Raw genomic sequence first — 26,266 nt, 5'->3', positions numbered from 1 at the left:
TATAATTTAATACCAGTACATATTATGAAATTAAAAAAGAATCTTTCACTTATCGCATTTCTCTGTATCTCATTCATTGCGAATGCACAACAGAAACTGAGCTCTCCGGATGGCAATCTGGAGATGACATTTACCCTAGATGGTCAGGGCACTCCTACGTATGAACTGACCTATAAACAGAAGGAAGTTATCAAACCCAGTAAATTGGGATTGGAATTAAAGAAGGAAGACGCAAACGCCAAAACCGACTTCGAATGGACTGATAAAAAAGACATAGACAAACTGGACATCAAGACAAACCTTTATAACGGTTTCGAGCTAAAGGATGTCCAGACATCTACCAACGATGAAACATGGCAACCGGTATGGGGAGAAGAAAAGGAAATCCGTAACCATTATAATGAATTGGCGGTCACATTGAACCAGCCTGCCAATGACAGATTTATAATCATCCGTTTCCGCCTATTCAACGACGGTCTGGGTTTCCGCTATGAATTTCCGCAGCAGAAGAACTTAAACTATTTCGTGATCAAAGAAGAACATTCACAATTTGCCATGGCAGGTGACCACACTGCTTACTGGATTCCGGGAGATTACGATACACAGGAATATGACTATACCGTTTCCCGCCTGTCGGAAATCAGAGGATTGTTTTCAAAGGCTTATACGGAGAACTCCTCGCAAACAGCATTCAGCCCCACCGGTGTACAAACTGCCCTGATGATGAAAACAGACGATGGTCTGTACATCAATCTGCACGAAGCTGCTTTGATAGACTATGCCTGTATGCACCTCAATCTGGATGACAAGAACATGATTTTCGAATCATGGCTGACTCCGGACGCACAAGGTGACAAAGGATATATGCAGACTCCCTGCACTTCACCATGGCGTACCGTCATCGTTAGTGATGATGCCCGCAACATTCTTGCCTCACGCATTACGTTAAACCTGAACGAACCTTGCAAAATAGCAGACACTTCCTGGATCAAGCCTGTGAAATACATCGGCGTGTGGTGGGATATGATTACGGGAAAAGGCTCATGGGCTTACACAGATGACTTATCCAGTGTAAAACTAGGTGAAACAGATTACAACAAAACAAAACCTAACGGCAAACACTCTGCCAACACCGCCAACGTAAAACGTTACATTGATTTTGCAGCGGAGCATGGATTCGACCAAGTATTGGTAGAAGGCTGGAACGAAGGTTGGGAAGACTGGTTCGGAAAAAGCAAAGATTATGTTTTTGATTTTGTAACTCCCTATCCCGACTTTAATGTTAAAGAACTTCAAAGTTACGCTGCAAGCAAAGGTGTAAAACTGATGATGCATCATGAAACTTCGGCTTCTGTACGTAACTATGAACGCCACATGGACCAGGCATACCAATTCATGGCAGACAACGGATATAATTCTGTAAAAAGTGGCTATGTAGGCAACATTATTCCACGTGGTGAGCACCACTATGGACAATGGATGGATAACCATTATCTATATGCGGTGAAAAAAGCAGCGGACTACAAAATCATGGTAAACGCCCACGAAGCTGTACGCCCTACCGGAATATGCCGCACCTATCCCAACCTGATCGGTAACGAATCAGCACGCGGAACTGAATATGAGTCATTTGGCGGTAACAACGTAAACCATACTACCATCTTGCCTTTCACACGATTAATAGGTGGTCCGATGGACTACACTCCGGGTATCTTTGAAACCCGTTGTAACAAAATGAATCCTACCAACAATTCACAGGTACGTTCTACTTTGGCACGTCAACTGGCCCTGTATGTAACAATGTACAGCCCATTACAAATGGCTGCTGACATACCTGAAAACTATGAACGCTTCATGGATGCCTTCCAATTCATAAAAGATGTAGCCATTGACTGGGATGAAACCAAATATCTGGAAGCCGAACCGGGAGACTATATTACCATTGCCCGCAAAGCTAAAGGAACCAACGACTGGTATATCGGCTGTACGGCAGATGAGAACGGTCATTCTTCAAAACTGATATTTGATTTCCTTGATCCGGACAAAAAATACATCGCAACTGTATATGCAGACGCAAAAGATGCCGACTGGAAAGATAATCCGCAGGCATATACCATCCGTAAAGGCATTGTGACCAACAAAAGCAAACTGAACTTACACGCAGCAAGCGGTGGTGGTTATGCAATCAGCATTAAAGAGGTAAAAGATAAATCAGAATTAAAAGGTATTAAGAGGTTATAGAAAAGCAAGTAAAAAGGTTGAATAGTTTTCAATAGGTATTTTTCCAAATAAAATGAATAATATTAAAGCATTTATATACAAAGACATGAAAAGAAACGCCACGTTTAAAGTCCTACTGATGTTCATTGTGGGATTATTCTTGTCCGTCAACACATTTGCCCAACAAATAGTTGTCAAAGGAATTGTCAAAGATACTACAGGTGAACCAATTATCGGGGCTAATGTTATAGTAAAAGGAACGACTAATGGTACCATCACCGATTTTGATGGCAACTTCCTGTTAAACGCCAATAAAGGTGACATTATCATCATTTCGTTTATCGGATATCGGTCTCAAGAAGCACAGGCAGCCGCTTCTATGAATATTATATTAAAAGATGATACAGAACTTCTGGATGAAGTGGTTGTCATTGGATACGGTTCTGTGAAAAAAGATGACCTAAGCGGTTCTGTGGTAGCTATCAAAGCAGAAGAGATGAACAAAGGTGCTGTTACTTCTCCTCAAGAACTGATTATGGGAAAAGTTCCGGGACTTTCTGTTAGTCAAGGTGACGGTGCCCCTGGTGCCGGTTCGACAATTCGTATCCGTGGCGGTGCATCACTAAATGCCAGCAATGATCCACTTATTGTTATCGATGGAATTCCTGTTTCAAATGATGCCGCTCCAGGCACTCCCAATGCACTTGCCACCATTAATCCCAATGATATTGAAACTTTCACTGTTTTGAAAGATGCTTCGGCGACAGCCATTTACGGTTCACGCGCTTCGAATGGAGTTATTATCATCCAAACTAAAAAAGGGACACAAGACAAAATAAAAGTTAGCTACTCAGGAACTTTCACGGCAAAAGACCCTTATAAACGTATAGAGACATTGGACGCACAATCATTCCGCGAAGTCATGCAGGCTCAATATCCGGAAGGAACCGCACAGTCGGCAGACATCCAACGGATTCTGAACGTATACCCTAACCAAAGCACCGATTGGCAAGATGCTATTTACCAGACAGGATTAAGTACAGACCAAAACATCGGAATTGCAGGAAAAGCAGGATTTATGCCTTTCCGTATCTCTTTAGGTTATAATACAGAAAAAGGTACACTAAAGACTTCTAAATATGAACGTTATACCGGTGCTGTCAATCTAAGTCCTAAATTTTTCGACAACCACCTGAGTGTAGACATCAATGTAAAAGGCACCATCAATAAAAACCGATTTGCAGATTCCGGTGCTGTAGGTGCCGCTGCTTTCTTTGACCCCACCAAACCCATTTACGATGAAGAAAATCGATATAATGGCTATTGGAACTGGGGAATAGTACAAGGAGCACAAGCCGATCTGGCGACTCAGAATCCATTGTCTTTATTATACGATAGAAACAATCACGGTACAACCAAACGTAGTTTGGGTAATATTCAATTGGACTATAAAATACATGGTCTGGAAGACTTACATGCCAACTTGAATTTAGGCTATGACGTGGCAAAAACAACCGGTCGTAATTTTGTAAATTCCAATTCGGTTCAAAGCTCACTAGATAAAACATTCACCGGTTTAGGACAAGGCAATACTTGGAACAATCTGCGTCGTAACCACCTGCTGGACTTCTACATGAACTATGCAAAAAACATAGAATCCATCAAAAGTAATTTCGATATAATGGCAGGTTATTCCTGGCAACATTTCTATTATGCCAATCATGATATCACCTATTCAAACCCTACAGAGGACTTAGGTGCAAAAGAAGGATATACCTATGACGAAAACGAACGGCATTACATCCGTGATGACCACCGTCGCATTCCGTATGAAAACTATCTTATTTCATTCTTCGGGCGTTTAAATTACAATTTCATGGACCGCTATTTGCTGACTGCCACTTTACGTCGTGACGGTTCTTCACGATTCAGTGAAAACAATCGTTGGGGACTTTTCCCTTCAGCCGCCTTAGCTTGGACCATCAGTAATGAACCCTTTATGAAAGCTACAGAAAATGTGCTTTCCAAATTAAAATTACGCTTAGGATATGGTGTGACCGGACAACAGGAAATTGGAGATTATCAATATATCACATCCTATTCATTCAGCACTAATCCTAATACAACCTATTTAGGAACTACGCTTTTGAAGCCAAACGGTTACAGTCCTGATTTAAAATGGGAACAAACAACTACATACAATGTAGCCATCGACTTCGGATTCTTAAATAACCGTATCAACGGTAGTATTGAATATTATCAGAAACATACAAAAGACTTGTTAAACACCATCAGTGCCGCAGCGGGAACGAATTTTATCAACTTGATTACCGCTAATGTAGGTAAAATGAAAAATAAAGGTGTGGAAGCCAATGTAAATGCCATAGCTATCCAAAGCAAAGACTTCACATGGGAGGTAGGCTATAATATTACTTGGAATGATAGCAAGATTACCAAGCTGACTACCACTTTCAATCCCGACTACCAAGGTATTGATGCCGGCACAAACCAAAAACACCAAGTAGGTGAAATGCCTGGAACATTCTATTTATACCAACAAGTATACGATGAAAACGGCAAGCCTATCCAAAATGCATTTGTAGACCGAAACAATGACGGACAAATTACCGAAGCCGACCGTTATCTAACCCACAAAAGTCCGATGGCTAAAGTATATATGGGTTTCAGTTCTCAGTTCAGCTACAAAAAATGGGATCTGGGCTTTAATCTCCGTGCTAACTTTGGCAATTATGTATACAATGGCGTGGCATCAGGCAATAGCACTTCCAACAATTATGGTGGAAAAGGATTTATTACAAATCTTTATAACGGTTTTCAAGATACAGGCTTTACCTTGCTGAATACCAGCGAACAAATGGCCAGCGACTATTTTCTGGAAAATGCTTCATTCTTGAAGATGGACAACCTTACATTAGGCTATTCTTTCCAAAATCTGTTTGCAGCCAAACTATCAGGACGTATCAGCGCATCTGTCCAAAATGTATTTACTATCTCAAAATATAGCGGATTAGACCCGGAATGTGGAGCGATAGATTCTAACATCTGGCCACGTCCCCGCACATACACTATAGGTTTGAATCTTAACTTTTAATGAGAATTACGTATGAAAACAAGAAAATATATCTATACAACTCTGGCAACTTGCCTGTTTGTTTTTTCAAGTTGTCTCAATGATTTGGATGTCTTACCTTTGGATCCCACAGTGGAAACAGCAGACAAAGCTTATACCGATGCGGAAAGCTACACTAAAGGACTTCATAAAATATACTCAGTTTGGGCGTTATCCGGACAAGACGGCAGCAGCAGTTCAGATATTTCAGGCCTTGATGCAGGAAATACTGCACTATTACGCTGTTGGTGGACTTTACAAGAACAGCCAACCGATGAAATGAAGAACGCATGGAATGATGCATGGTGCACAGAAGTAAACTATATGACATGGACTACCAATAAAGTGGAACCCATTGAAGGGGTTTATCAACGCTGCATGTATATAGTGGCACTGGTAAATGAGTTCTTAAAGAACATTCCCAACGCGCCCGAAAGCATTGACAAAGAAAGTTATATTGCACAAGCCCGCTTTAACCGTGCTTTTGCCTATTATATCTTGATGGATATGTTTGCATTGCCTCCATTCATCACTGAAAAGAATTATTCCATAGAACCTGCCCCGCTGTCTAGAGAAGACCTGTTCAATTGGATAGAAGCAGAACTAAACGAAATCAAACCCAATCTGCCCTCTCCACGCTCCGAATACGGAGTAGCAGATCAAGCTGTTGCCAGTTCTTTATTAGCACGCATGTATCTTAATGCAGAAGTTTACACCGGTAAGGCACGATATAGCGAATGTATTAATGCATGCAACGAAGTGATCAAAGCAGGGTATCAACTGGCAGACAACTATGCTGATTTATTCAAAGCAGACAATGGCGAGAATCCGGATACCAAAAAAGAAATAATCTATCCTATCATCTTTGATGGGGACAAGACCCAATCATGGGGTATGGCTGCCATTATCATCGGAGCCAGAGGAGCTGAAGACAAAGATGTTTTACTAGCACACAGTGGGGTAGACCAAGGCTGGGCAGGATTCCGCGCAACAAGCAATCTGGTTCATCTCTTTGATTTTCAAAATGATGAAGAACCCAAAGCTTCTGAGATTCAAGATAAACGTGGTATTTTTTATGATAAAGGACGCTCTATCGACATTACTTCCAGTGTATCCGGAACTTTTGAAACTGAAGGATGGAGTGTATTCAAATTCAGCAATTTAGACAGCAACGGACAACCGGGAAAAAATACATTATGGGTAGATACTGATTTTCCGATGTTCCGTTTGGGAGATATTTACCTGATGTATGCAGAAGCCGTAGCACGCGGTGGAGAAGGAAGTAAGGCTAGTGCTGTTGAATATATCAACGCCCTTCGCAAGCGTGCCTATGGAGATGAAAAACACAACATTTCCGAAAATTGGTTAGAGGAAAATAATTTCCGTAATTTGTTAGATGAACGCGGGCGTGAATTATATTGGGAAGGTATCCGCCGTACAGATTTAGTACGTTTCGATCTGCTTACTTCCGGCTCCTATACATGGGATTTCAAAGGAGGAATCAATACCGGAGTAGGAGTGAACAAGAGATATAACGTGTATCCTATACCTGTTACCGACCTGACCGTAAACGGTAACTTACAACAAAATGAAGGTTATTAATCAATAAGTACATCATCATGAAATTCATAAAAAGCATATCAACTTCTATTTTTACCCTATTACTTTGTACTGCTTGTGAAAGTGATTTGGAACAAGTGACATATAGTTCGGAAAATGCCATCCCGTCTACCCTGTCATCCTTGAATGACAGTTATATACTGGAATCAAAAAATGCTTCCCAAGAGGCATTCACCCTTACCTGGAGCTATCCGGATTTAGGCTATCAAGCAAGCGTTATCAATGCGTTGGAAATGGATGTTAAAGACAAAAATTTTGCCAATAAAGTAATTTTAGCCTCATCCAAAACAGATTTATCACATACTATCACTGTCAGTGACCTGAACAGCAAAATCATGACCCTGCTGAAAGTCTATGAAATGGAGACAGCGCCGATAGGAATCGAATTTCGGATATCGTCTTCTATCTCAGCAGCTGCCGATACATTGTATTCCAACATTGTCTCAACCACCATCACTCCATATGAAGGTGAGCCGGAATATCCGGCAATCACACTCCGTGGAAGTTATAATGGTTGGGATTTCACCAAAAGCCAAAAAGTATATTCGGTAAATTCTGATAATATATACACCGCTATGGTGTACTTCGACGGCAAAGCAGCCGATGGTTGGAAATTCTGCGGTACGGAAGACTGGGGTACGGACAATTGGGGAGCTCCGGAAAGTATGACACCCGAACAATCCCTCGTTACTTTAGTATCCGGTAATGGAGGGGACATTAAAGCATACAGCAAAAACAGTTATTATTTAGAATTCAATAATACCACAGGAGAATTGAAAGTTTCCAAACCTCACAACTCATGGGGAATTGTAGGAGACCACAATAGCTGGGGAAGCGGTGACACAATGATGACACTGGAAACTGAAACGGATGAAAACAACAAATTTCAATATTATTTAAAAGCTACCCTAGATATGTCCGCCGGTAATAAATGGAAAATACGCCCTGAAGAGAAATGGGAAGACGATATAGCTCCCGGAGCTGTAGAAGGAGAGTTTGAAGATGCCGGTGATGGTAATTTTAAAGTTTCAGAAGCCGGTAACTATACCATCAAGTGGTATTTCAACAAGGTAACTCCCAAAATCATTGTTGTAAAAAACAAATAAAACTACTTTTAAGTTTATTCCTTTATATTGCATCGGTTAAAAGTTTTTTATAGAAAACTCTTAGCTGATGCAATATAAACTAAAGTTTTGACAAAGAATTAATATAAAAGAACCATAAATCATTCTTGTCCAAACACGAAACAGTTCACAATCATTTATATTTTTTCAGATACAAAAAAAACACATCATTCTATAAATCAAACACTTATAAAATACAATTGATTTAAATCATTTATATTTTTATTCTTAGATAAAGAATCAATTTACAAGAAAGCTACATTTGCAACATCCAAAACAAAATAAAGTGAGGATAACCGTTAACCTAAAACTAAATACCATTAAATCATGAAAACCAAAAAGAATTTTTCCCCTATTGTATCTCATTACAAATCATTTTTTGCAGATACTTTTTTGAAATTTATTTCAATAAACAGAAATATAGAGAACTCATTCTATCTCAATAAATCTAAAAAACAAATACATGTTTCAACTCTCTCAATATCCAGTTGAACAGATATCACAAAATTTTCAGAAAAAATTCAATGGTTTTAAAGAAAGATCAATTCCATTAGAAATATAAGGATTAAAGGAGCCATAAATAATCTGATTGTTTGGGAAAACAGTTTTCAATAGGTGTTTTTAGCTGAGAATATAAACTTGAAATAATTATTTAACTTTAAATTTAAAGACATGAAAAGAAACTTGATGTTCAAGATCCTACTCACACTGATAGTAGGATGCTTCTTGTCCATAGACGCATTTGCCCAACAAATGACTGTCAAAGGACTTGTAAAGGACACAACAGGCGAACCAATTATCGGTGCCAATGTTGTGGTAAAAGGAACAACCAATGGTACTATCACTGATTTTGACGGTAACTTCCTGTTAAACGCCAATAAAGGTGATATAATTGTTATTTCGTTTATCGGATACCTGACCCAGGAACTTCCGGCTGCTACTTCACTAAATGTGATACTGAAAGATGATACGGAAACTTTGGAAGAAGTAGTCGTTATCGGTTATGGTGTGGCTAAAAAGAATGACCTGACCGGTTCGGTAACAGCCATGAAACCGGATGGAAAGAACAAAGGCTTAGTAATAAACGCACAGGATATGATTTCTGGGAAAATAGCCGGTGTCAATGTAACAAGTAATGATGGTGCCCCAGGCAGTGGCGCCCAGATTCGTATACGTGGCGGTTCTTCACTGAACGCATCTAATGACCCTCTAATTGTTATTGATGGTATGGCTATGGACAATGAGGGAGTAAAAGGCCTCTCTAACAAACTAGCCATGATTAATCCGCAGGATATCGAATCATTCAACGTATTAAAAGACGCTTCAGCCACTGCTATCTACGGTTCACGCGGCTCAAACGGTGTTATCATCATCACTACTAAAAAGGGACACAAAGGGCAAAAGCCTTCAGTTTCCTATTCAGGTAGTGTCACATTGAGTCAGAAAAAAGGAACAGTTGATGTACTTGACAGCAACCAATACCGTCAACTTATCACCGATTTATACGGAGAAAACAGCGATGCTTATCGTGCCATGGGTACAGCCAACACCGACTGGCAAGATCTTATTTACCGTACCGCTCTCAGTCATGACCACAATATAACCGTATCGGGTGCAGTAAAAGACCTTCCTTATCGTGTATCTGTAGGTTTCACCAATCAAGAAGGTATCTTGAAAAATTCTGATTTCAAACGTGTCACAGCTGCATTGAATCTTAATCCGTCTTTTTTTGACGATCATTTGACTATGAACCTCAATGCGAAAGGAATGTACGCACGTTCTGCATATGCCGACGGTGGAGCCGTAGGTGCTGCTGTAAAGATGGACCCTACCCAAGATCCTTATAATTTCACATCCGAATATCACAAAGCCCAATTCGGCAATGCATTGGATCAGACATTACAAAATTATGGGGGATTTTTCCAATGGTCATCAGCCGCATCATTAGGCGACTCCACATGACCGTTCATCTATAACAGCACGGCAGAATGTGCCAACCCATTAGCCATGCTTGCTTTTAACACAGAAGTTGCCCACAGCCGCGCCTTTGTGGGAAGTGCCGATATCGACTATAAAGTACATGGTCTTGAAGACCTTCGCCTTCATTTATCTCTAGGTGCCGATGTTTCCAAAGGACGCCAAGCACAGAATAAATCTACTGCTTCCCCTAGTGCCATGTATTATGGTTCTGTTGGAGGTGAAAGTATCCTAAAACGCAACCTTTCATTGAATGCATACGCCCAATATTATAAAGACTTTAATGATAACCACCATTTTGATATTATGGGAGGTTACGAATGGCAACATTTTTGGAAAAGCACAAACAGTGACTACGTAGGTCGTTATCCGATGACGAACGATGACCCCACATTAGCCGGCACAGAGCGTCCTCACACTCCGTATCAATACAAGACCGACAGTTATTTGGTTTCCTTCCTCGGACGTGCCAACTACATACTTATGAACCGTTACTATCTTACAGCTACCGTTCGCGATGATGGAACTTCACGCTTCAAAGACCATTGGGCGTGGTTCCCGTCTGTAGCCTTAGCTTGGAAAGCAAAAGAAGAAAACTTCCTAAAAGACATATCTTGGATATCTGACTTGAAACTTCGCTTAGGCTGGGGCATGACAGGTCAACAGGCAGGAGAAAAAATTAACAATTATAACTGGATTCCCACATACTCAGTAAGCACAGGTACTAACGGTTTTTATCCACTGATAGGTAACGGAACCCTATACCGCCCGGACAACTATACTCCTGATTTAAAATGGGAAACCACTACTACCTATAATATTGGGGTTGATTTTGGTATTATGGATCAACGGCTGACAGCCAGTATTGATGCTTATTACCGTAAAACCGAAGATTTGCTGAACTATGCACCATTAGCGTCCATGGCCGGCTATAGAAATCAAGCATGGCAAAATATCGGTTCGTTGGAAAATAAAGGCATCGAATTTGCCTTAGACTGGAAACCCATTGTAAACAATGACTTAATATGGACTATTAATTATAACCTTACTTATAATAAGAATGAGATTACCGATCTAAGTGGTGTATCCGATAGTGGTGCTCCTGTAGCCAATACCGATATCAAAGTAGGTCAAGGTTCGGGTTTTTATCTGCAATACAATCAAGTAGGGTATCCAGCTAATTCATTCTATGTATACCAACAAGTATATGACCCACAAGGCAACCCGATAGAAAATGCAGTAGTAGACCGGGACGGTGACGGTAAGATTACCGAAAATGACAAATACCTTTATAAAAATGCTGCTCCCGACGTAACTATGGGGCTTTCCTCCCGCCTGGAATACAAAAATTGGGACTTCGGATTCTCACTGCGTGCCAGTCTAGGTAACTATGTTTATGATGGAATCAACGCCGGATGGAGCAACATGAATCCTGGTGAAGTATGGTCCAACTCTTTGAATTACCTGTCTAACCGTCCGGTAGACGCTGTAGCCAGAAATTGGCAAACTTACGAAATTACCGCCAAAGCTTCGGACTACTGGGTGCGTAACGCCTCATTCTTGAAGTGTGACAACATCACTTTAGGATACAGCTTTTCCAATCTCTTCAAGAACGGAAGCTATCGCGGTTTGAATGGACGCGTATATGGAACCGTATCGAATGTTTTCACCATTTCAAACTATGATGGCATCGACCCCGAAATCAATAACGGATTCGATAACAATCTCTATCCGCGTCCTATCTCATTTATTATTGGTCTTAACCTGAATTTCTAATTCGCAAAATTATGCAGTATATGAAAAAATACATAAAGAATATCGTTCCTGCCACATTCATGATGTTGGCTTTGGGGGCAACCTCATGTATCGGAGACTTAGATGTAGATCCTATCGATCCGAACATCGATACCAATGTTGATTTAAACGGATTGTTCAACAAGTGCTACGCCAATATGGCATTAGCCGGAAACGGTGGTGCTAACGGTGACTGTGATATTGACGGTTTGGATGGTGGTACGACAGGCTTTATCCGCCAATTGTTCAATTCCAACGAACTGACCACTGATGAAGCTATCTGCGGCTGGGGAGATGAAGGTGTAGCCAGTTTCTGCTACAATACTTACAATGCTTCCCATCCTATGTTAAACGGGTTCTATGCCCGTCTGACTACCGGCATCACCTATTGTAACCAATATCTGGCTATGGCTGGAGATACAGATGCCACCATGTCTGCCGAAATCCGCTTTGTACGTGCCCTACACTACTTCTTACTGATGGATGGTTGGGGAAACATACCCTTTACATTGGAACCAATGACCAAACCTGAACAAAGATCCAGAGCTCAAATGTATGAATGGCTTGAACAGGAACTGATCGGAATAGAACCGGCCCTTTCCGAAGCAAAAGCAAAAAAATCGACAGATGCCGGTTATGGTCGTGTAGACAAAGCTGCCTGCTGGCTGTTGCTCTCACGCCTGTACTTGAATTCGGAAATTTATACAGGAACGGCCCAATGGCAAAAAGCAAAAGAATATGCCGACAAAGTAATAAAATCCTCCTACCGGCTCAATACTGTGGGAAAAGGCGGATGGACTGCCTATCAAATGTTATTCATGGGTGACAACGGGGAAACTGATGCTGCTTACGAAGCTCTTCTACCCTTACTTCAAGACGGTCTGACAACCACCAGTTGGGGTACTTCCCTGTTCTTGATAGCTGGTTGCTTTGATGGTGAGATGCATGCAAACCCTAATGACCTGACAGCCACCAACGGTGTTTCTGCACAAAACTGGGGCGGTAACCGCGCACGTCCTGACCTCATCCGCAAATTCTTCCCTCAGAATGATGCCCCCGAACTGCCAAGCTACGACATGTATGTAGCAGCCAAAGACGACCGTGCTTTATTCGACGGTGTGGGACGTACCTTAAACAATGAAGATGTATCTACCTTTAAAAGCGGTTATGCTATTGCAAAATTCACCAACTTCAAAACAGACGGTTCAGCCGGACATGATGCCACCTTCGCCGATACCGACTACTTCTTGCTACGTGTTGCAGAAGCCTATCTGACTTTTGCAGAAGCCGATGCTCGCTTGAATGGAGGAAACACTACATCTGAAGGTACACAAGCAGTTAACTCCATCCGAAGTCGTGCACATGCTTCTACCCGTACAAATGCATATAGCCTGGATGATATTTGCGATGAATGGAGCCGAGAATTCTATTTTGAAGGCCGCCGCCGTATGGACTTAATTAGATTCAACCGCTATGGAGGCAACAACAATTACACTTGGCAATGGAAAGGCGGATCTTATGAAGGACGTAGTTTTGATGCACATCTTAATATTTTTGCCATCCCGACCAATGAGTTGACTGCCAACTCCAATTTGACTCAGAACCCGGGATACTGAAAACTTTTTGTTTTATAAATATTAAATGAAAATACAATGAATAAAATACTTAAATCATTTTTGATTATCGGATTGGGACTGGGTATATTCACCGCATGTGATGATGATCGCGACTCCAACCCAACGCTAATCTCACCCACCGAATTTGTCCTAAACACTCCAGCTATCAGCGGTACAGTAATCGATTTGGCCAATTCTTCCTCTATCGAAATATCCTGTTCACAACCCGACTACGGCTTCCCCGCCAACGTTGGATACTATGTGCAAGTGGCATTCGATGAATCCATGACCGATTTTACAGAAATAGGTAATGTCAATGCAGGAACAAAAATCAGTATAGACGCACCTCTTTTAGCTAGTACACTTACAGATATGAAAGTAAACAAAGGTGCAACCGATGTTGATTTTCCGATGGATATAGCGGTCTATATCCGCTTGAGAGCAGTTATGATGACCAGTGATAACAAAGCAATAGAAGGAACCGAAATACTTTCCAATGTAGTGTCATTGAATAAAGTACATTTACTTTTCTCGCTTCCTCCGGTCAATACCCCCGAAAACTTATATATCGTAGGCGGATTTAACGAATGGAACTGGGATTCGGCAACCAAGATGATTCCCGTAAACGGTGCAACTCATGTATTCTGGTCTATGGTATGGATAGACGATGCCGGCATCAAATTCAATCAGAGCAAAGCTTGGGATGGAAATGAAACAGGATTTTCTGGTATAAACAGTATAAACGGCGATTTGGCAGGCAATATCAAAGACAACGGAGACAATATCGCTACTGATACTCCGGGATGGTACTTAATGGTAATCACCTCTTCCGTTTCGGGACGCAACCTCGTCTATGATATACAGTTTAACAAACCTGAAATATGGTTGATGGGACCTGTTGTAGGCAACAGCGACTGGAAAGAGCAGGCTGAAGGCTGGTTATGTACCATTCCCGATACTTTTAACGCTTCTTTTGTCTCACCTGCTTTTGCTGCCAGTGTTCCGGGTGGCGATGGTGACGGTGTGCGTGCATACGTAAAAATTCCTACCTTTGAGTGGTGGAAGAGCGAGTTCATGGTCTTCGACGGCAAAATTGAATATCGTGCCAACAATGGAGACCAAGCACGAGTAGCAGGCAAAGCGGGACAGCAGCTCTACCTGAACTTCGCTACCGGCGAAGGCGAAATCAAATAATAATCTTTTTAATTGAATCAAGATGAAAAATATATCAATCCATTCATTAATCGGTCTGACTGTTCTGTGCATGTCTTCATGCACAGATGATTACACTGATTGGGCAACTCCTCAAGCCAACGAACAAGAAGCTGCAATAACCCTTCCCGATTTCTCGGCATCCAAGGTCGATGACATCAATTTATCCAATCCGGGGAGCAGCATCAAATTGTTCACTCTATCTAATGCCACACTTCCCGAAGGATATACCTTGGGCAATGTACGGGTAGAGCTCTCTACCGAGAAAGGTAAGGCAGGAGAACTGGAATCCAATACAGACGGAATGATTGACAGCCTGACCATTCAGAAGCTGGTAGTGGAAACTTACGGGAAACGTCCTATAGCGCGTCCCTTCATTGCCCAAGTATATGCCAATGCCATAAAAGACGGACAAGCCTTATTGGTAAATGCCGGTTCGTTTGACGTAAATTTCACTCCGGCCGCACCATTTATTGACACCGGTTACTATCTTGTAGGCGACATGTTCACAATAAAGAACGACAAGGATGAAACCTCGGTAAATGGTTGGAGCGCTGACGGCATGGTGGGATTCAGCCATTCGGGAACAGACGTTTATGAAGATTCCAAATTTTCCATCGTATTCACCACAACCGCTGATAATCAATGCTGGAAAATTATTCCGAAGACCAATACCGAGGGAGAATTCTGGGGAGCTGGTGTATTGGGAACCGTAACCGATGGAGATACCGCTACCGAAGGAACACTTACAACAAACAATCCACAAGCCGGCATGATAACCCAAGCCGGCATGTATAGAATGACATTGGATATGATGGAATACACCTACACACTGGAAGAGCTGGGTTTCGCTCCTTACATCTATGAAATAGGCAATAACACCTCATGGTCAGGTACTTGCCCGCTAGCCGGAATAAACTTTGATGGCAAATACAGAGGTTTCGCCTATTTGAACGGAGAATTCAAATACAAGCCGAACCCAGAAAAAGATAACTGGACAGGCGATTGGGAAAAAGTAAGTGGTGATGCTCTGGCAGGTACACTTGATGAAAACGGTGCAGGAAATATCGACGCTCCGGAAGCAGGGTTCTACATGATGGAAGTGGATTTGACTGCCATGACTTACAAGCATACCCTCATCTCAACTCTCGGAGTGATAGGTAGCGCCACCCCATCCGGATGGGATGCCGATACCGACATGACTTACAACGAAGAAGATGGAAGTTGGAATCTGACCACCAACCTAACGGATGGTGAAATCAAAATCCGCGCCAATAATGACTGGGACATCAACTGGGGTGGTTCGATAGCCGAACCGACTTTCAATGCCGGCAACATCGCTGTTACGGCCGGAAACTATACCATCAGGTTCATCCCTCAATGCGACGGCATGAACCTGTTGACCCTAACTAAGAACTAATCAATACAAGTATAGGTACGCTTCTTGTATCCTCCCCGTACCTATACCGACAAAAGGCGGTTTACGGCTTGCGGAATTTCCGTAATACTGTACTCCGCCTTATTCTTTTACCCCTTATAAACAAAGAAACCATGAAACGAATCCATCTCTTTCTAGTAGGTATACTATTCCTGCTTTGCTTGGTACCTCTGTCACAAGCCTGTTCTGACGATTCGCCGGAAATACCGGTTCCTCCGACTCCCGAAAACCCTGATCCTCCTACCGCCACTTGGAAAAATATCACTGCCGCCCCCGACAATTGGGATGGTACCAAGCGTGCCGACATCTCCTATCAATTATTAGTTTACTCCTTTGCAGACAAAGACGGTGACAAATACGGCGACCTCAACGGACTCATTGACAAGCTGGATTACATCAACAGCCTCGGAGTGACAGCCCTCTGGCTCTCCCCCATCCATCCTGCCATGTCCTATCACGGCTATGATGTGACAGACCATACCAAAGTCAATCCCAAACTAGGTACAGAGGCCGACTTCGACCGCCTCATCACCGAAGCCCACAAGCGCAACATAAAAATATACCTGGATTATGTAATGAACCATACGGGCAAAGCCCACCCTTGGTTCAAGGAAGCCACCTCATCTACTGATAATCTTTATCGTAGCTACTATCTCTTCTCCCAATCTCCTCAAACAGAGATAGCAGAAGGAAAAATAGCCATGATACCCAAAGAAGAATATGCCGCCAATGAATGGTTCGCAACCTCCTCCGAAGATACAGAAGTAAAAGGCATCTATACATTCAGCCTCGACTGGAGCAAAGCCTCGCAACCCACCGTCACAGTAACCCGGGCCGAAAAAGCCGATGCGGACAACCCTGACCCCGGCACAAACGGAGCCAAATACCTTTATTTCGGAGAAGGCATATGTAAAAAATTCTATGACAAAGGGAACAACCATTATGAACTGACCACAGACTTCGTTTCCTCTTGGGGATTTCTAATCCGCACTAGTAACGATCCTTCTTGGCCTGCAGGAACTAAATACGGTGCTACTTCTGCTTCCCACAAAGTCACTTTGGGAACTGCATTCACTCTTGATAACAAAACAGCGGCCGATATTCTGTTCGATTCCATGAACTTATGGTATTATCATTCCCAGTTTGCCACCGACTACTTTGCCGACCTCAACTATGGTGCGGTGGAACAAGCCACTTCTTCCCCTGCGTACATAGCCATGGCAAACAGTGCCAAAGGATGGATAGACCGAGGTGTGGACGGACTGCGGCTGGATGCTGTCAAGCACATCTACCACAGTGCTACCAGCAACGAAAATCCCCGTTTTCTGAATATGTTCTACGAAGACATGAACACTTATTACAAGCAAAAAGGACACACGGACAATTTCTACATGGTGGGTGAAGTTCTGTCCGAATACAACGAAGTAGCCCCCTATTATGCCGGTCTGCCCGCTTTGTTCGAGTTCTCTTTCTGGTATCGTCTGGAATGGGCTCTCAATAATGCCACCGGATGTTATTTCACCAAAGACATCCTGAACTATAGGCAAGAATATGCCGCCTATCGTCCCGGGTACATCGCAGCAACCAAACTAAGCAACCATGATGAAGATCGTGCAGCCTCCAAGCTAGGTAAATCTACCGCCAAGGAGAAATTAGCAGCCGCTGTCTTGCTCACTACTCCCGGCTCACCTTATATTTATTATGGTGAAGAACTAGGATTATACGGCACCAAAGACAAAGGAGATGAATATGTACGCGGACCTATGTTGTGGGGAGACAGTTATACCACCCACTATACCGACAAAATAGATGCCACAGTAAGCACAAACATCCCCGATGTAACCAAACAGACGGCAGACCATCAGTCAGTATTGAATACCTACTTGATCTTTACCGCATTGCGTAACACCTATCCAGCGCTGGCCCAAGGAACCATGACCCGTCATGCTCTGTTCAACGAATCGGGAGAGGGAGAAAAAAAATACAAAAGTATTGCCGCCTGGTACATGACTAAAGATAGCGAGAAACTATTGGTTATTCATAATTTTGGCAATTCTGAAATAGAGATTCCCTTGACGGACAGGACGGAGAAAGCTATCGCCGTATCCGGAAATGTACAGGAGAAGGAAGACCATGGAAACTTTTATTTAAAACTAGACGGATATGCCTCCGTTGTCTATCTTCTAAAAAACTAATATACGAAAACACATGAAAGAAATATATCATAACCTCAAGAATTATATGCTAACCGCTTTGCTGGTATTATCCTCGTCAGCTTGCGGAAGCCACGGCAACGAACAGTCCGGAACAGATAATTCCGATACACCAGCACCTTCCAAAACCAGTTTTACTCAAGGAGCCGACATCAGTTGGGTGAGTGAAATGGAAAAAAAAGGGTTGAAGTTTTACAATCATGAAGGCATAGAAACCGACTGCTTCCAACTGATGAAAGAGCTGGGCATAAATGCCATCCGCCTGCGCGTATGGGTAAATCCCAAAGACAGATGGAACGGTAAACAAGACGTTGTGAACAAAGCCCGACGAGCCAAAGAACAAGGTCTGGATGTCATGGTAGACTTCCATTACAGCGACTCATGGGCTGATCCCGGACAACAGTTCAAGCCCAAGGCATGGATCGGCAAATCAGTAGCGGAACTAAAGACGGCCATTGCCGCCCATACCATCGACATCTTGCAAGCATTAAAAGCGGAAGACATATCCCCACGATGGGTACAAGTGGGTAACGAAATCCGTCCAGGAATGTTGTGGGATGAGAATGTCGCACTCAGCGGTGCATTCTATGATATCCGAGAATGTGATGTCAAAGGCTTAAACAGTACCAATGAGCGAGTGAAATATCCACAAAACACACAAAATCTGGCCGAGTTTGTCAATACCGGCTACGATGCCGTAAAAAAAATCTTCCCCCAAAGTATCGTTATTGTTCACATAGACAATGCCTGGGACGACTTAACTTGGTGGTTCAAGCAGTTCAAAGAAGCTGGAGGAAAATTGGATATGATTGGCCTGTCACACTATCCACAAACTCATTCCACAAAATTATGGCAAGAAATGAACTTGTTAGCATTAAAACACATCAGCCAACTAGCAAAGACTTTCCAAGTAAAAGTCATGATAACCGAAATAGGGGTAAAACAAAATGATTCCGCTTCCGCCCAAGTCCTTGCCGATTTTATAAACAAAGCCCGAGACATGGAATCTTGCGCTGGTGTATGGTACTGGGAACCGGAATGTTACGAATGGAACGGATATGATATGGGAGCCTTTGACAAAAACGGAAAACCCACAGCCATTATGAATGCATTCCAATCATCTACAAAAAGAAAGTAAAGATAACTCATAATCTTCCTGTTAATAACCGATAACCTAGAAGCCTAATATATGTATATAGGCCTCTAGGACTAACCGTGCAAGAGTTAAAAAGAGTATCCTAAAGAAATCCAAAACGTATTTCTGGCAAGACATTCATGTCCCGCAAACATCCACGCAAAATCCAAATGCACACCTGCATATTCCACTCCTGCCCCGGCCGTAGCATAACTGGCATCTCCTTTATTCTTATCACCATAATGATAACCGCCACGCAACATGAGATGCTCCATCCATGCATATTCCGCCCCGGCACTTACATTTAACGCCTGTACATCATCGGGGGAAAGCCTGTAACCCAGATCAGCGGTCAAAGTCAACCTATGCATTGATGCAAAAGGCAAGTCAGCAGCACCTCCTACTTTGACCATTGCAGGAAGAGCCTCTTTAGAGGTTAGGTATTTTATTTTCGGTCCAAGATTACTCGCATGAATCCCGACCGACCAACCGGCACCTTCCCAATCCTTTATCTCACGCTTATATAATATCCTCAAATCAAAAGCCACAGAACTCGCACCGTTGCTATTTCCTATCTTACCCATATCCGAAAACAGATATTTAAAAGTAGCGGAAACCGAAAGATTCTTTATGAGCTCGTATGCATAACCTGCCTCCACAGCTATTTCTTTGGGATGTATTCCCGAAGCATCCTCCCCTATTCCATCCATCTCCGGATAGCCGAAATAACGGAAACCTAACAGAATGGCATTGCGCTTATTAATTTTATAAAAACCGCCTAAACTATGAAGAGAGTATCCAGACTCATAGTCACGCATCCACGGGGAATAAGTATACGTAACCCCACCTTTGTGCATGGCCTCCGATAAAGTTGCCGCACCATTATGGAAAACGGCATTATTTCCCCTCGAAATCGCCACACCGGCACCTCCCATGGCTGCGCTGCGTGCATCAACCGGTATAGTCAGATAGTTTGCCGCTCCGGTATTGACAGGTCCGGAATCCTCTTGTCCATAAGCTTTAATAAAAGTTATGCCTATTATAAACAGATATAGTCCTATTCGTTTCATGTCCTATTTCATTTTATCAGGATTAGTACTTGATAAATTTCTCTCTGATCTCCATCCCGTTCGCTCGGTACACCAATGTATAATATCCGGCAGAAAGCTTGGTTATGTCCACAGAATGCAAGGAGGCGGCTTCAAGTTCCAAATGAAGACTCAGCACCTTATTGCCAATGCCATTATACAAAGTCAGTTCTCCATTACCAGCCATACTGCTGCTTACACTAAATATCAGAGTATTATCAGTTACCTGATTGGACTTCAATGTAAAAGGATGAAGATTAGAAACATCTATCTTTAAAGCAGCTGTGGCATCCACGCATCCGTGCCCCAACTGGCCGGTATACCTCGGATTATATTCATCCAAATCGTATGCGCTTTGATAGAGGATTTCCTTCAGAGTTTCCGGTGTAAACCCTTTCTTGCCTACCCCATACTTCTCTATCACCAGTGCCGCCACACCGCTGACCAGCGGACACGCCATAGATGTACCGGCCAGATATTCATAATTACCGGCCAGTTTTGTGGTCGTACTCCATATCCGCCCATCTCCGTTCAATGCTCCTCCGGGAGCAGAAATATCCATATATGTACCATAATTGGAATAAGAAGCCTTTCTATAATCGGCCTCAATGGCTGCAACCGCAACTACCTTGTCATAATCAGCCGGCGCCGCTATCCTGGGGTCAGAAGTATTCGCATTGCCTGATGCAAACAATACAATCCCTCCTTTCATTGGACTTCCGTCAAGTTGCTCTCCGTTGTTATCACATCCGGCATATTTTATAAAGTAATCAATAGCTTCCTTATGTACAGGATTAATATATGAAGAGGTATTCCTCCCCGTTCCGACAGCGTATCCCCAACTATTCTGACTGATAACAGCTCCATTATCAGCACCATATTTAATAGCAGCAGCAATAAACGGATCAGAAGCGACTTCTCCTCCAGTGGAAGTCAGACTTTTTAAAATCTGGCAACTCATAAGTTTCACCCCACTGCCGGGAGTTCCGTTCCCTCCTGCAATGCTGCTGATACCTGTTCCATTATTATTTGTCGCACCAATGGTACCCGCCACATGAGTTCCGTGACGATGAGGGACCAAAATTGCATTATCATCTACAAAATTATAACCATGTACATCATCTATATACCCATTGCCATCATCATCTATACCATTCTCTGGTATCTCACCCGGATTCGTCCATAAATTATCCTGCAAATCAGGATGATCCTGATTAATGCCGCCATCTACGACCGCTACAATAATAGTCGGATTCCCATTGTATTGTTTCCACACATCAATCAAACGGATATCCGCACCTTCCCTCTGCCAGGATTCTGTACCGGGATTATCAAAATACCATTGTTTGGATAAACCCGGATCATCGAACAACCACTCTCCCACTCTGGCACCATACATATCCCATACTGTTTCCGGCCTTGCCCTGGAAACTATTTTAGGAACAGGAACAGCTATTTCAATACCATCTAGAAAAGCCACTTCAGCAGCTGCACGAGTCGCTGATGTTTCTTTGGAGAACCAAACATTGTACCATAAATGAAGCCCCTCCTTACGAGTACGTTCTTCAAATTTGCCGGCGTAGGGAAACGTACGTTCCATTCTCTCTATTTTCAAAGAAGAGGCAGCCCGGTCCAACACCTTAATTCCTGTCCTTACCGTGTTGCCAATACTCCTTACCTGCACCTCTTCTGTAGGTTCTTCTTTCAGTTTCACATAAATACAACCCTGAAGTACATCTTCATCTGATAAATCAAAAATCGGCTGGTTCCCTTCCGGTTTATCGGGAACAGAAGGGATTTCTTCTTGATGGCACGAGGCTATCAATATAGTCATCAGAAAAAAAAGGACAGTCTTTTTCATTATAATATTCTGTGTTGTTAGTTGAAGTAGTTAATTATTTCACAAATATAGCGCATTTCCCCGGTCTTGCAATAAAAAGAGGAAACAACCTCATTGAAATGAAAGGGTAAGCCTTTTTTCTTGTATTTTTGTCCGGCTGCGTTCATTGCTTCACCTTGGTGAAGAGGCGATTTCACTTAGGTAAACAGCCGTTGTCACATGGGTGAAGCAGTTGCTTCACCCATGTGAAATATCAAACGGAACGGAGTGAAGATATGATAGGGAACATCAAAAAACGGGAATAGAGTAAACCAACCCGATAGAAATACGTTGCGTGTCCGGACTCATACCTCCCAAAGCCTGCGCACGCCGGGTCAAATGATACCCTTTATATAAAAGATGAGCAAAAATAAGCAGTTCACTATTACGCATCGGGAAATATTCCACACAAGCCTGCGCATTCCATGTAGTACGATAAAGTCCTTTCTCAAAAGGTCCGTTTGTTTTATAGATACCCGCTGTTTCATAAGCACCTTTCAGGTAAAGATTCCAATTAGGATGGATACGATAGTCAAAATTCACCACCGTAGTAAAGTATTCTGCATTCTGCGCCGTAGATGGAGTCATTAAAACAGGACCTTGCAAATCACTGATAATACCTTTGCTATCCAGTCCTTCACGAGAATACATTAAATCAATATAAGCAATAACAGGGCCTTTCTCATAAATATTACCCGCCGTAAAACAATAAAGATTCTTGCCTTCTGCCAGCTGCCCGTATGAGGCCGCATATCGTAATTGTACCGCGTTATCAAAGAAGAACCCGTTCCAATTGACTGTTGACAGAACAGGAACTTTAGCTTTTTCCACTCCTTGTGGCAAACCGTAAAGATAGGTTTCATCATTTTCTCCACTACGGTTATTTACTACCTGAAGCACCAACTCATTGGTGGATGACAGATTGAATCTTCCCGCTACTCCTGCCTGATAGCAACTGATGTTATCATTAAACTCACTATACTCGCGGACTTTGATGGCATTAACATAATATTCATAACCACCCAAAGCGATGTCTTGTTTCCCGACGGTCAAAGTAAACCGGTCAGACATTTTCCAATTCACCAAAGCATACTCAATGGAAGAGGATAAGTTGTCCAACGAGTGAGGATTGCTGTATTTATTAAATGACTGACGGAAATGATAAGAGAATTGTTTACTGAAAGAACCTAATATCTCCAGTTTCACACGATTCAGTTTAAAAGAGGCATCCTCTAAATCTCCTTCAATAAAGTTGGCAACTCCCGAAGTGGAGAATTGCAGGTTCATGTGTGCCGAAAGATTCGGATTGCTATTAGGAAACAAACGTCCCACCAAACTACGGATAGAATCGTCCGGACTGATTAATGGCTGTTCTTGCGCCTTCAAGGTCGAAACGGCGCATAATAGAATACAGCATGACAAGAGTAGTCTTTTCATAGGGTATTTTCGTAGTATTAAATTTCGGTTAATGTAATAAATCAGGAATGATAAAAATCGAAGATGCTTAAATCATTCCTCTTTTCTTCAATTCTTCTGCCGCAACCTCCAGCTCTTTATACCATTCTTCACCAAATTTCCGCACCAACGGTTCCTTTAAGAACTTGTATACAGGAAGGTTCTCTTTTTTTCCCAATAACACTGCGGCTTTACATACATCCCAACGATGGTAATTCACCGCTTTGTAAGGGCCATAATCACCTATACGGATGGGGTAAAGATGACAAGAGATTGGCTTATAGAAATCGGTCTTACCTGCCCGGAAGGCTTTCTCAATGGCACAATAACAGTACCCTTTCTCATCATAGCAGGTAAATACACAATCTTTATGATTGACAATAGAAGTTACCAAATCACCTTCTTCATCTGTATAAACCACTCCTTGTTTATCAATTACCGCCCGGGCCTCGGGTGAAAGTTCATCCCAAATAACAGGAAGCACCTCCTCTAGCTTTTCCACTTCCTCTAGTTCCACCGGTGCGCCGGCATCCCCTTCTATGCAGCACTCACCTTTACAGGCATCGAGATTACAAAGAAATTTCTCACGAAACACATCAAAGGAGATTACAACATCATCTATCTGTATCATCTCTTATTAAATTAAAATGTCATTCCGAACAAAGTGGCGAATCCATGCTTCATTACAGATTCCTCACCTTGTTCAGAATGACAAATAAATATACTTCCTACATTATTTTATTAAATCCCGTCCGGTCATGTCAGCAGGCTGAGGCATACCCAGAATGTGCAGGATAGAGGGAGCAACATCTGCCAATACCCCATTTTCTACTTTGGCATTCTTGTTCTCTGTTACATATACAAATGGAACAGGGTTCAAAGAGTGAGCCGTATTAGGTGTACCATCTTCGTTCAGTGCATGGTCGGCATTACCGTGGTCGGCAATAATAATCACTTCATAATCATTAGCTTTGGCAGCTTCCACTGTATCTTTTACACACTCGTCAATAGCCTTCACTGCTTTTTCAATAGCTTCATAGATACCTGTATGACCTACCATATCACCATTAGCGTAATTCACAACAATGAAATCGAACTTCTGGGTCTTGATAGCTTCTACCAATTTATCCTTCACTTCATAAGCACTCATCTCAGGCTTCAAGTCGTAAGTAGCTACTTTCGGAGATGGAACCAAGATACGCTCTTCGGCATCATACGGAGTTTCACGACCACCATTGAAGAAGAAAGTTACGTGAGCATACTTTTCTGTTTCTGCGATGTGCAGTTGAGTCTTACCGTTAGCAGCCAGGTATTCACCCAATGTATTTTGAACATTCTCCTTGTCGAACAGAATATGAACACCTTTGAAAGATGCATCATACGGAGTCATGCAATAAAACTGCAAGCCCGGAATAGTATGCATACCTTGTTCCGGCATATCCTGTTGAGTCAGCACAACAGTCAATTCCTTGGCACGGTCGTTACGATAGTTGAAGAAGATAACCACATCACCTTCTTTGATGGTACCGTCTACGGTAGAGTTATTGATCGGTTTGATGAATTCGTCTGTAACACCTTCATCGTATGATTCCTGCATAGCCTGAACCATATCGGCGGCTTGCTTTCCTTTACCTTCAACCAACAGGTCGTATGCTTCTTTCACACGTTCCCAACGCTTGTCACGGTCCATAGCATAGAAGCGACCAACGATAGAAGCGATTTTACCGGCTGATTTTTCGCAGTGCGCAGTCAGTTGTTCGATAAAGCCTTTACCACTCTTCGGGTCTGTGTCACGACCATCCATAAAGCAGTGGATAAATGTATTTTCAATGCCATATTCTTTAGAGATATCGCAAAGTTTGAACAAATGATCGAATGAACTGTGTACACCACCGTTTGAAGTCAATCCCATAAAGTGAATATTCTTGCCATTTTCCTTTGCGTAAGAGAAAGCGGAAACAATCTCGGGATTCTTCATTATGCTGTTGTCGGCACATGCACGGTTAATCTTTACCAAGTCTTGGTAAACGATACGTCCTGCACCGATATTCAAGTGTCCTACTTCGGAGTTACCCATCTGTCCGTCGGGCAAACCAACGTTCTCACCGCTAGCCTGCAATTCAGAGTGCGGATAGTTTGCCAACAGAGAATCCCAGTAAGGAGTGGGAGTGTTAAAGATTACATCGTCTTTACCTTGATCGCCGATACCCCAACCATCAAGAATCATTAAAAGGGCTTTTTTACTCATAATCTTATTTTGTTTAAAGTTTATCCTTGCTTTTTCCGGGTGCAAAGGTACAAAAAAGCCCTGTCAATGAATAATGTTTCACCTATTTTTTATAAAGGAAGTTTGATGATAAAATGC

14 protein-coding genes and 1 pseudogene are annotated in these 26,266 nt (G+C 42.4%); 10 read left to right on the top strand and 5 right to left on the bottom strand.

Annotated elements, in window-relative coordinates:
• The first annotated feature begins 24 nt into the window (after positions 1-24).
• From GKD17_RS01025 to GKD17_RS00980, 10 genes and pseudogenes are all read left to right on the top strand, one after another.
• Positions 25-2,241 carry a glycoside hydrolase family 97 protein gene (locus tag GKD17_RS01025; RefSeq protein WP_007834699.1) on the top strand — a complete coding sequence of 739 codons (2,217 nt, stop codon included), beginning with the start codon at positions 25-27 and terminating at the stop codon, positions 2,239-2,241.
• A gap of 85 nt (positions 2,242-2,326) precedes the next feature.
• A complete protein-coding gene (locus tag GKD17_RS01020; RefSeq protein ID WP_008674305.1) occupies positions 2,327-5,332 on the top strand; it encodes a SusC/RagA family TonB-linked outer membrane protein in 3,006 nt (1,001 codons plus the stop codon).
• 12 nt (positions 5,333-5,344) lie between these two features.
• On the top strand, positions 5,345-6,952 hold the full coding sequence (locus GKD17_RS01015; RefSeq protein ID WP_007841981.1) for a RagB/SusD family nutrient uptake outer membrane protein: 1,608 nt from the start codon (positions 5,345-5,347) through the stop codon (positions 6,950-6,952).
• A 17-nt stretch (positions 6,953-6,969) separates the two neighbouring features.
• Positions 6,970-8,076 (top strand): SusE domain-containing protein, encoded by a 1,107-nt coding sequence (locus tag GKD17_RS01010; RefSeq protein ID WP_007834689.1) that lies wholly within the window; start codon positions 6,970-6,972, stop codon positions 8,074-8,076.
• 690 nt (positions 8,077-8,766) lie between these two features.
• A pseudogene (locus GKD17_RS01005) lies at positions 8,767-11,847 on the top strand (SusC/RagA family TonB-linked outer membrane protein).
• 11 nt (positions 11,848-11,858) lie between these two features.
• Positions 11,859-13,481 (top strand): RagB/SusD family nutrient uptake outer membrane protein, encoded by a 1,623-nt coding sequence (locus tag GKD17_RS01000; protein WP_005838915.1) that lies wholly within the window; start codon positions 11,859-11,861, stop codon positions 13,479-13,481.
• Between the two features lie 36 nt (positions 13,482-13,517).
• Positions 13,518-14,675, top strand: a complete 1,158-nt coding sequence (locus GKD17_RS00995) for a SusF/SusE family outer membrane protein (RefSeq protein WP_007834681.1) — start codon at positions 13,518-13,520, stop codon at positions 14,673-14,675.
• Positions 14,676-14,697: 22 nt separating this feature from the next.
• Positions 14,698-16,113 carry an Outer membrane protein SusF domain-containing protein gene (locus GKD17_RS00990; protein WP_005838910.1) on the top strand — a complete coding sequence of 472 codons (1,416 nt, stop codon included), beginning with the start codon at positions 14,698-14,700 and terminating at the stop codon, positions 16,111-16,113.
• 131 nt (positions 16,114-16,244) lie between these two features.
• Positions 16,245-18,326 carry an alpha-amylase family glycosyl hydrolase gene (locus GKD17_RS00985; RefSeq protein WP_005838908.1) on the top strand — a complete coding sequence of 694 codons (2,082 nt, stop codon included), beginning with the start codon at positions 16,245-16,247 and terminating at the stop codon, positions 18,324-18,326.
• Positions 18,327-18,339: 13 nt separating this feature from the next.
• Complete coding sequence (locus tag GKD17_RS00980; protein ID WP_007834676.1) at positions 18,340-19,482, top strand: glycosyl hydrolase 53 family protein; 1,143 nt, start codon at positions 18,340-18,342, stop codon at positions 19,480-19,482.
• 86 nt (positions 19,483-19,568) lie between these two features.
• Here GKD17_RS00980 and GKD17_RS00975 read toward each other — a convergent pair whose 3' ends face one another.
• From GKD17_RS00975 to gpmI, 5 genes are all read right to left on the bottom strand, one after another.
• Positions 19,569-20,549, bottom strand: coding sequence for a PorV/PorQ family protein (locus GKD17_RS00975; protein ID WP_007834675.1), 981 nt, complete (start codon positions 20,547-20,549; stop codon positions 19,569-19,571).
• A gap of 22 nt (positions 20,550-20,571) precedes the next feature.
• Complete coding sequence (locus GKD17_RS00970) at positions 20,572-22,428, bottom strand: S8 family serine peptidase (protein ID WP_007834673.1); 1,857 nt, start codon at positions 22,426-22,428, stop codon at positions 20,572-20,574.
• A 267-nt stretch (positions 22,429-22,695) separates the two neighbouring features.
• A complete protein-coding gene (locus GKD17_RS00965; RefSeq protein WP_032936002.1) occupies positions 22,696-23,883 on the bottom strand; it encodes a porin in 1,188 nt (395 codons plus the stop codon).
• A 67-nt stretch (positions 23,884-23,950) separates the two neighbouring features.
• Positions 23,951-24,532: a DUF3109 family protein gene (locus GKD17_RS00960; RefSeq protein ID WP_007834663.1), complete on the bottom strand. Its 582-nt coding sequence runs from the start codon at positions 24,530-24,532 to the stop codon at positions 23,951-23,953.
• Between the two features lie 102 nt (positions 24,533-24,634).
• Positions 24,635-26,149: a 2,3-bisphosphoglycerate-independent phosphoglycerate mutase gene (gpmI, locus tag GKD17_RS00955; RefSeq protein ID WP_007841970.1), complete on the bottom strand. Its 1,515-nt coding sequence runs from the start codon at positions 26,147-26,149 to the stop codon at positions 24,635-24,637.
• Positions 26,150-26,266 lie beyond the last annotated feature (117 nt).

The organism is Phocaeicola dorei, assembly GCF_013009555.1.
Taxonomy (GTDB): domain Bacteria; phylum Bacteroidota; class Bacteroidia; order Bacteroidales; family Bacteroidaceae; genus Phocaeicola; species Phocaeicola dorei.
The sequence above is the reverse complement of the archived record's forward strand: the minus strand, read 5'-3'. Positions and strand labels throughout refer to the sequence as shown.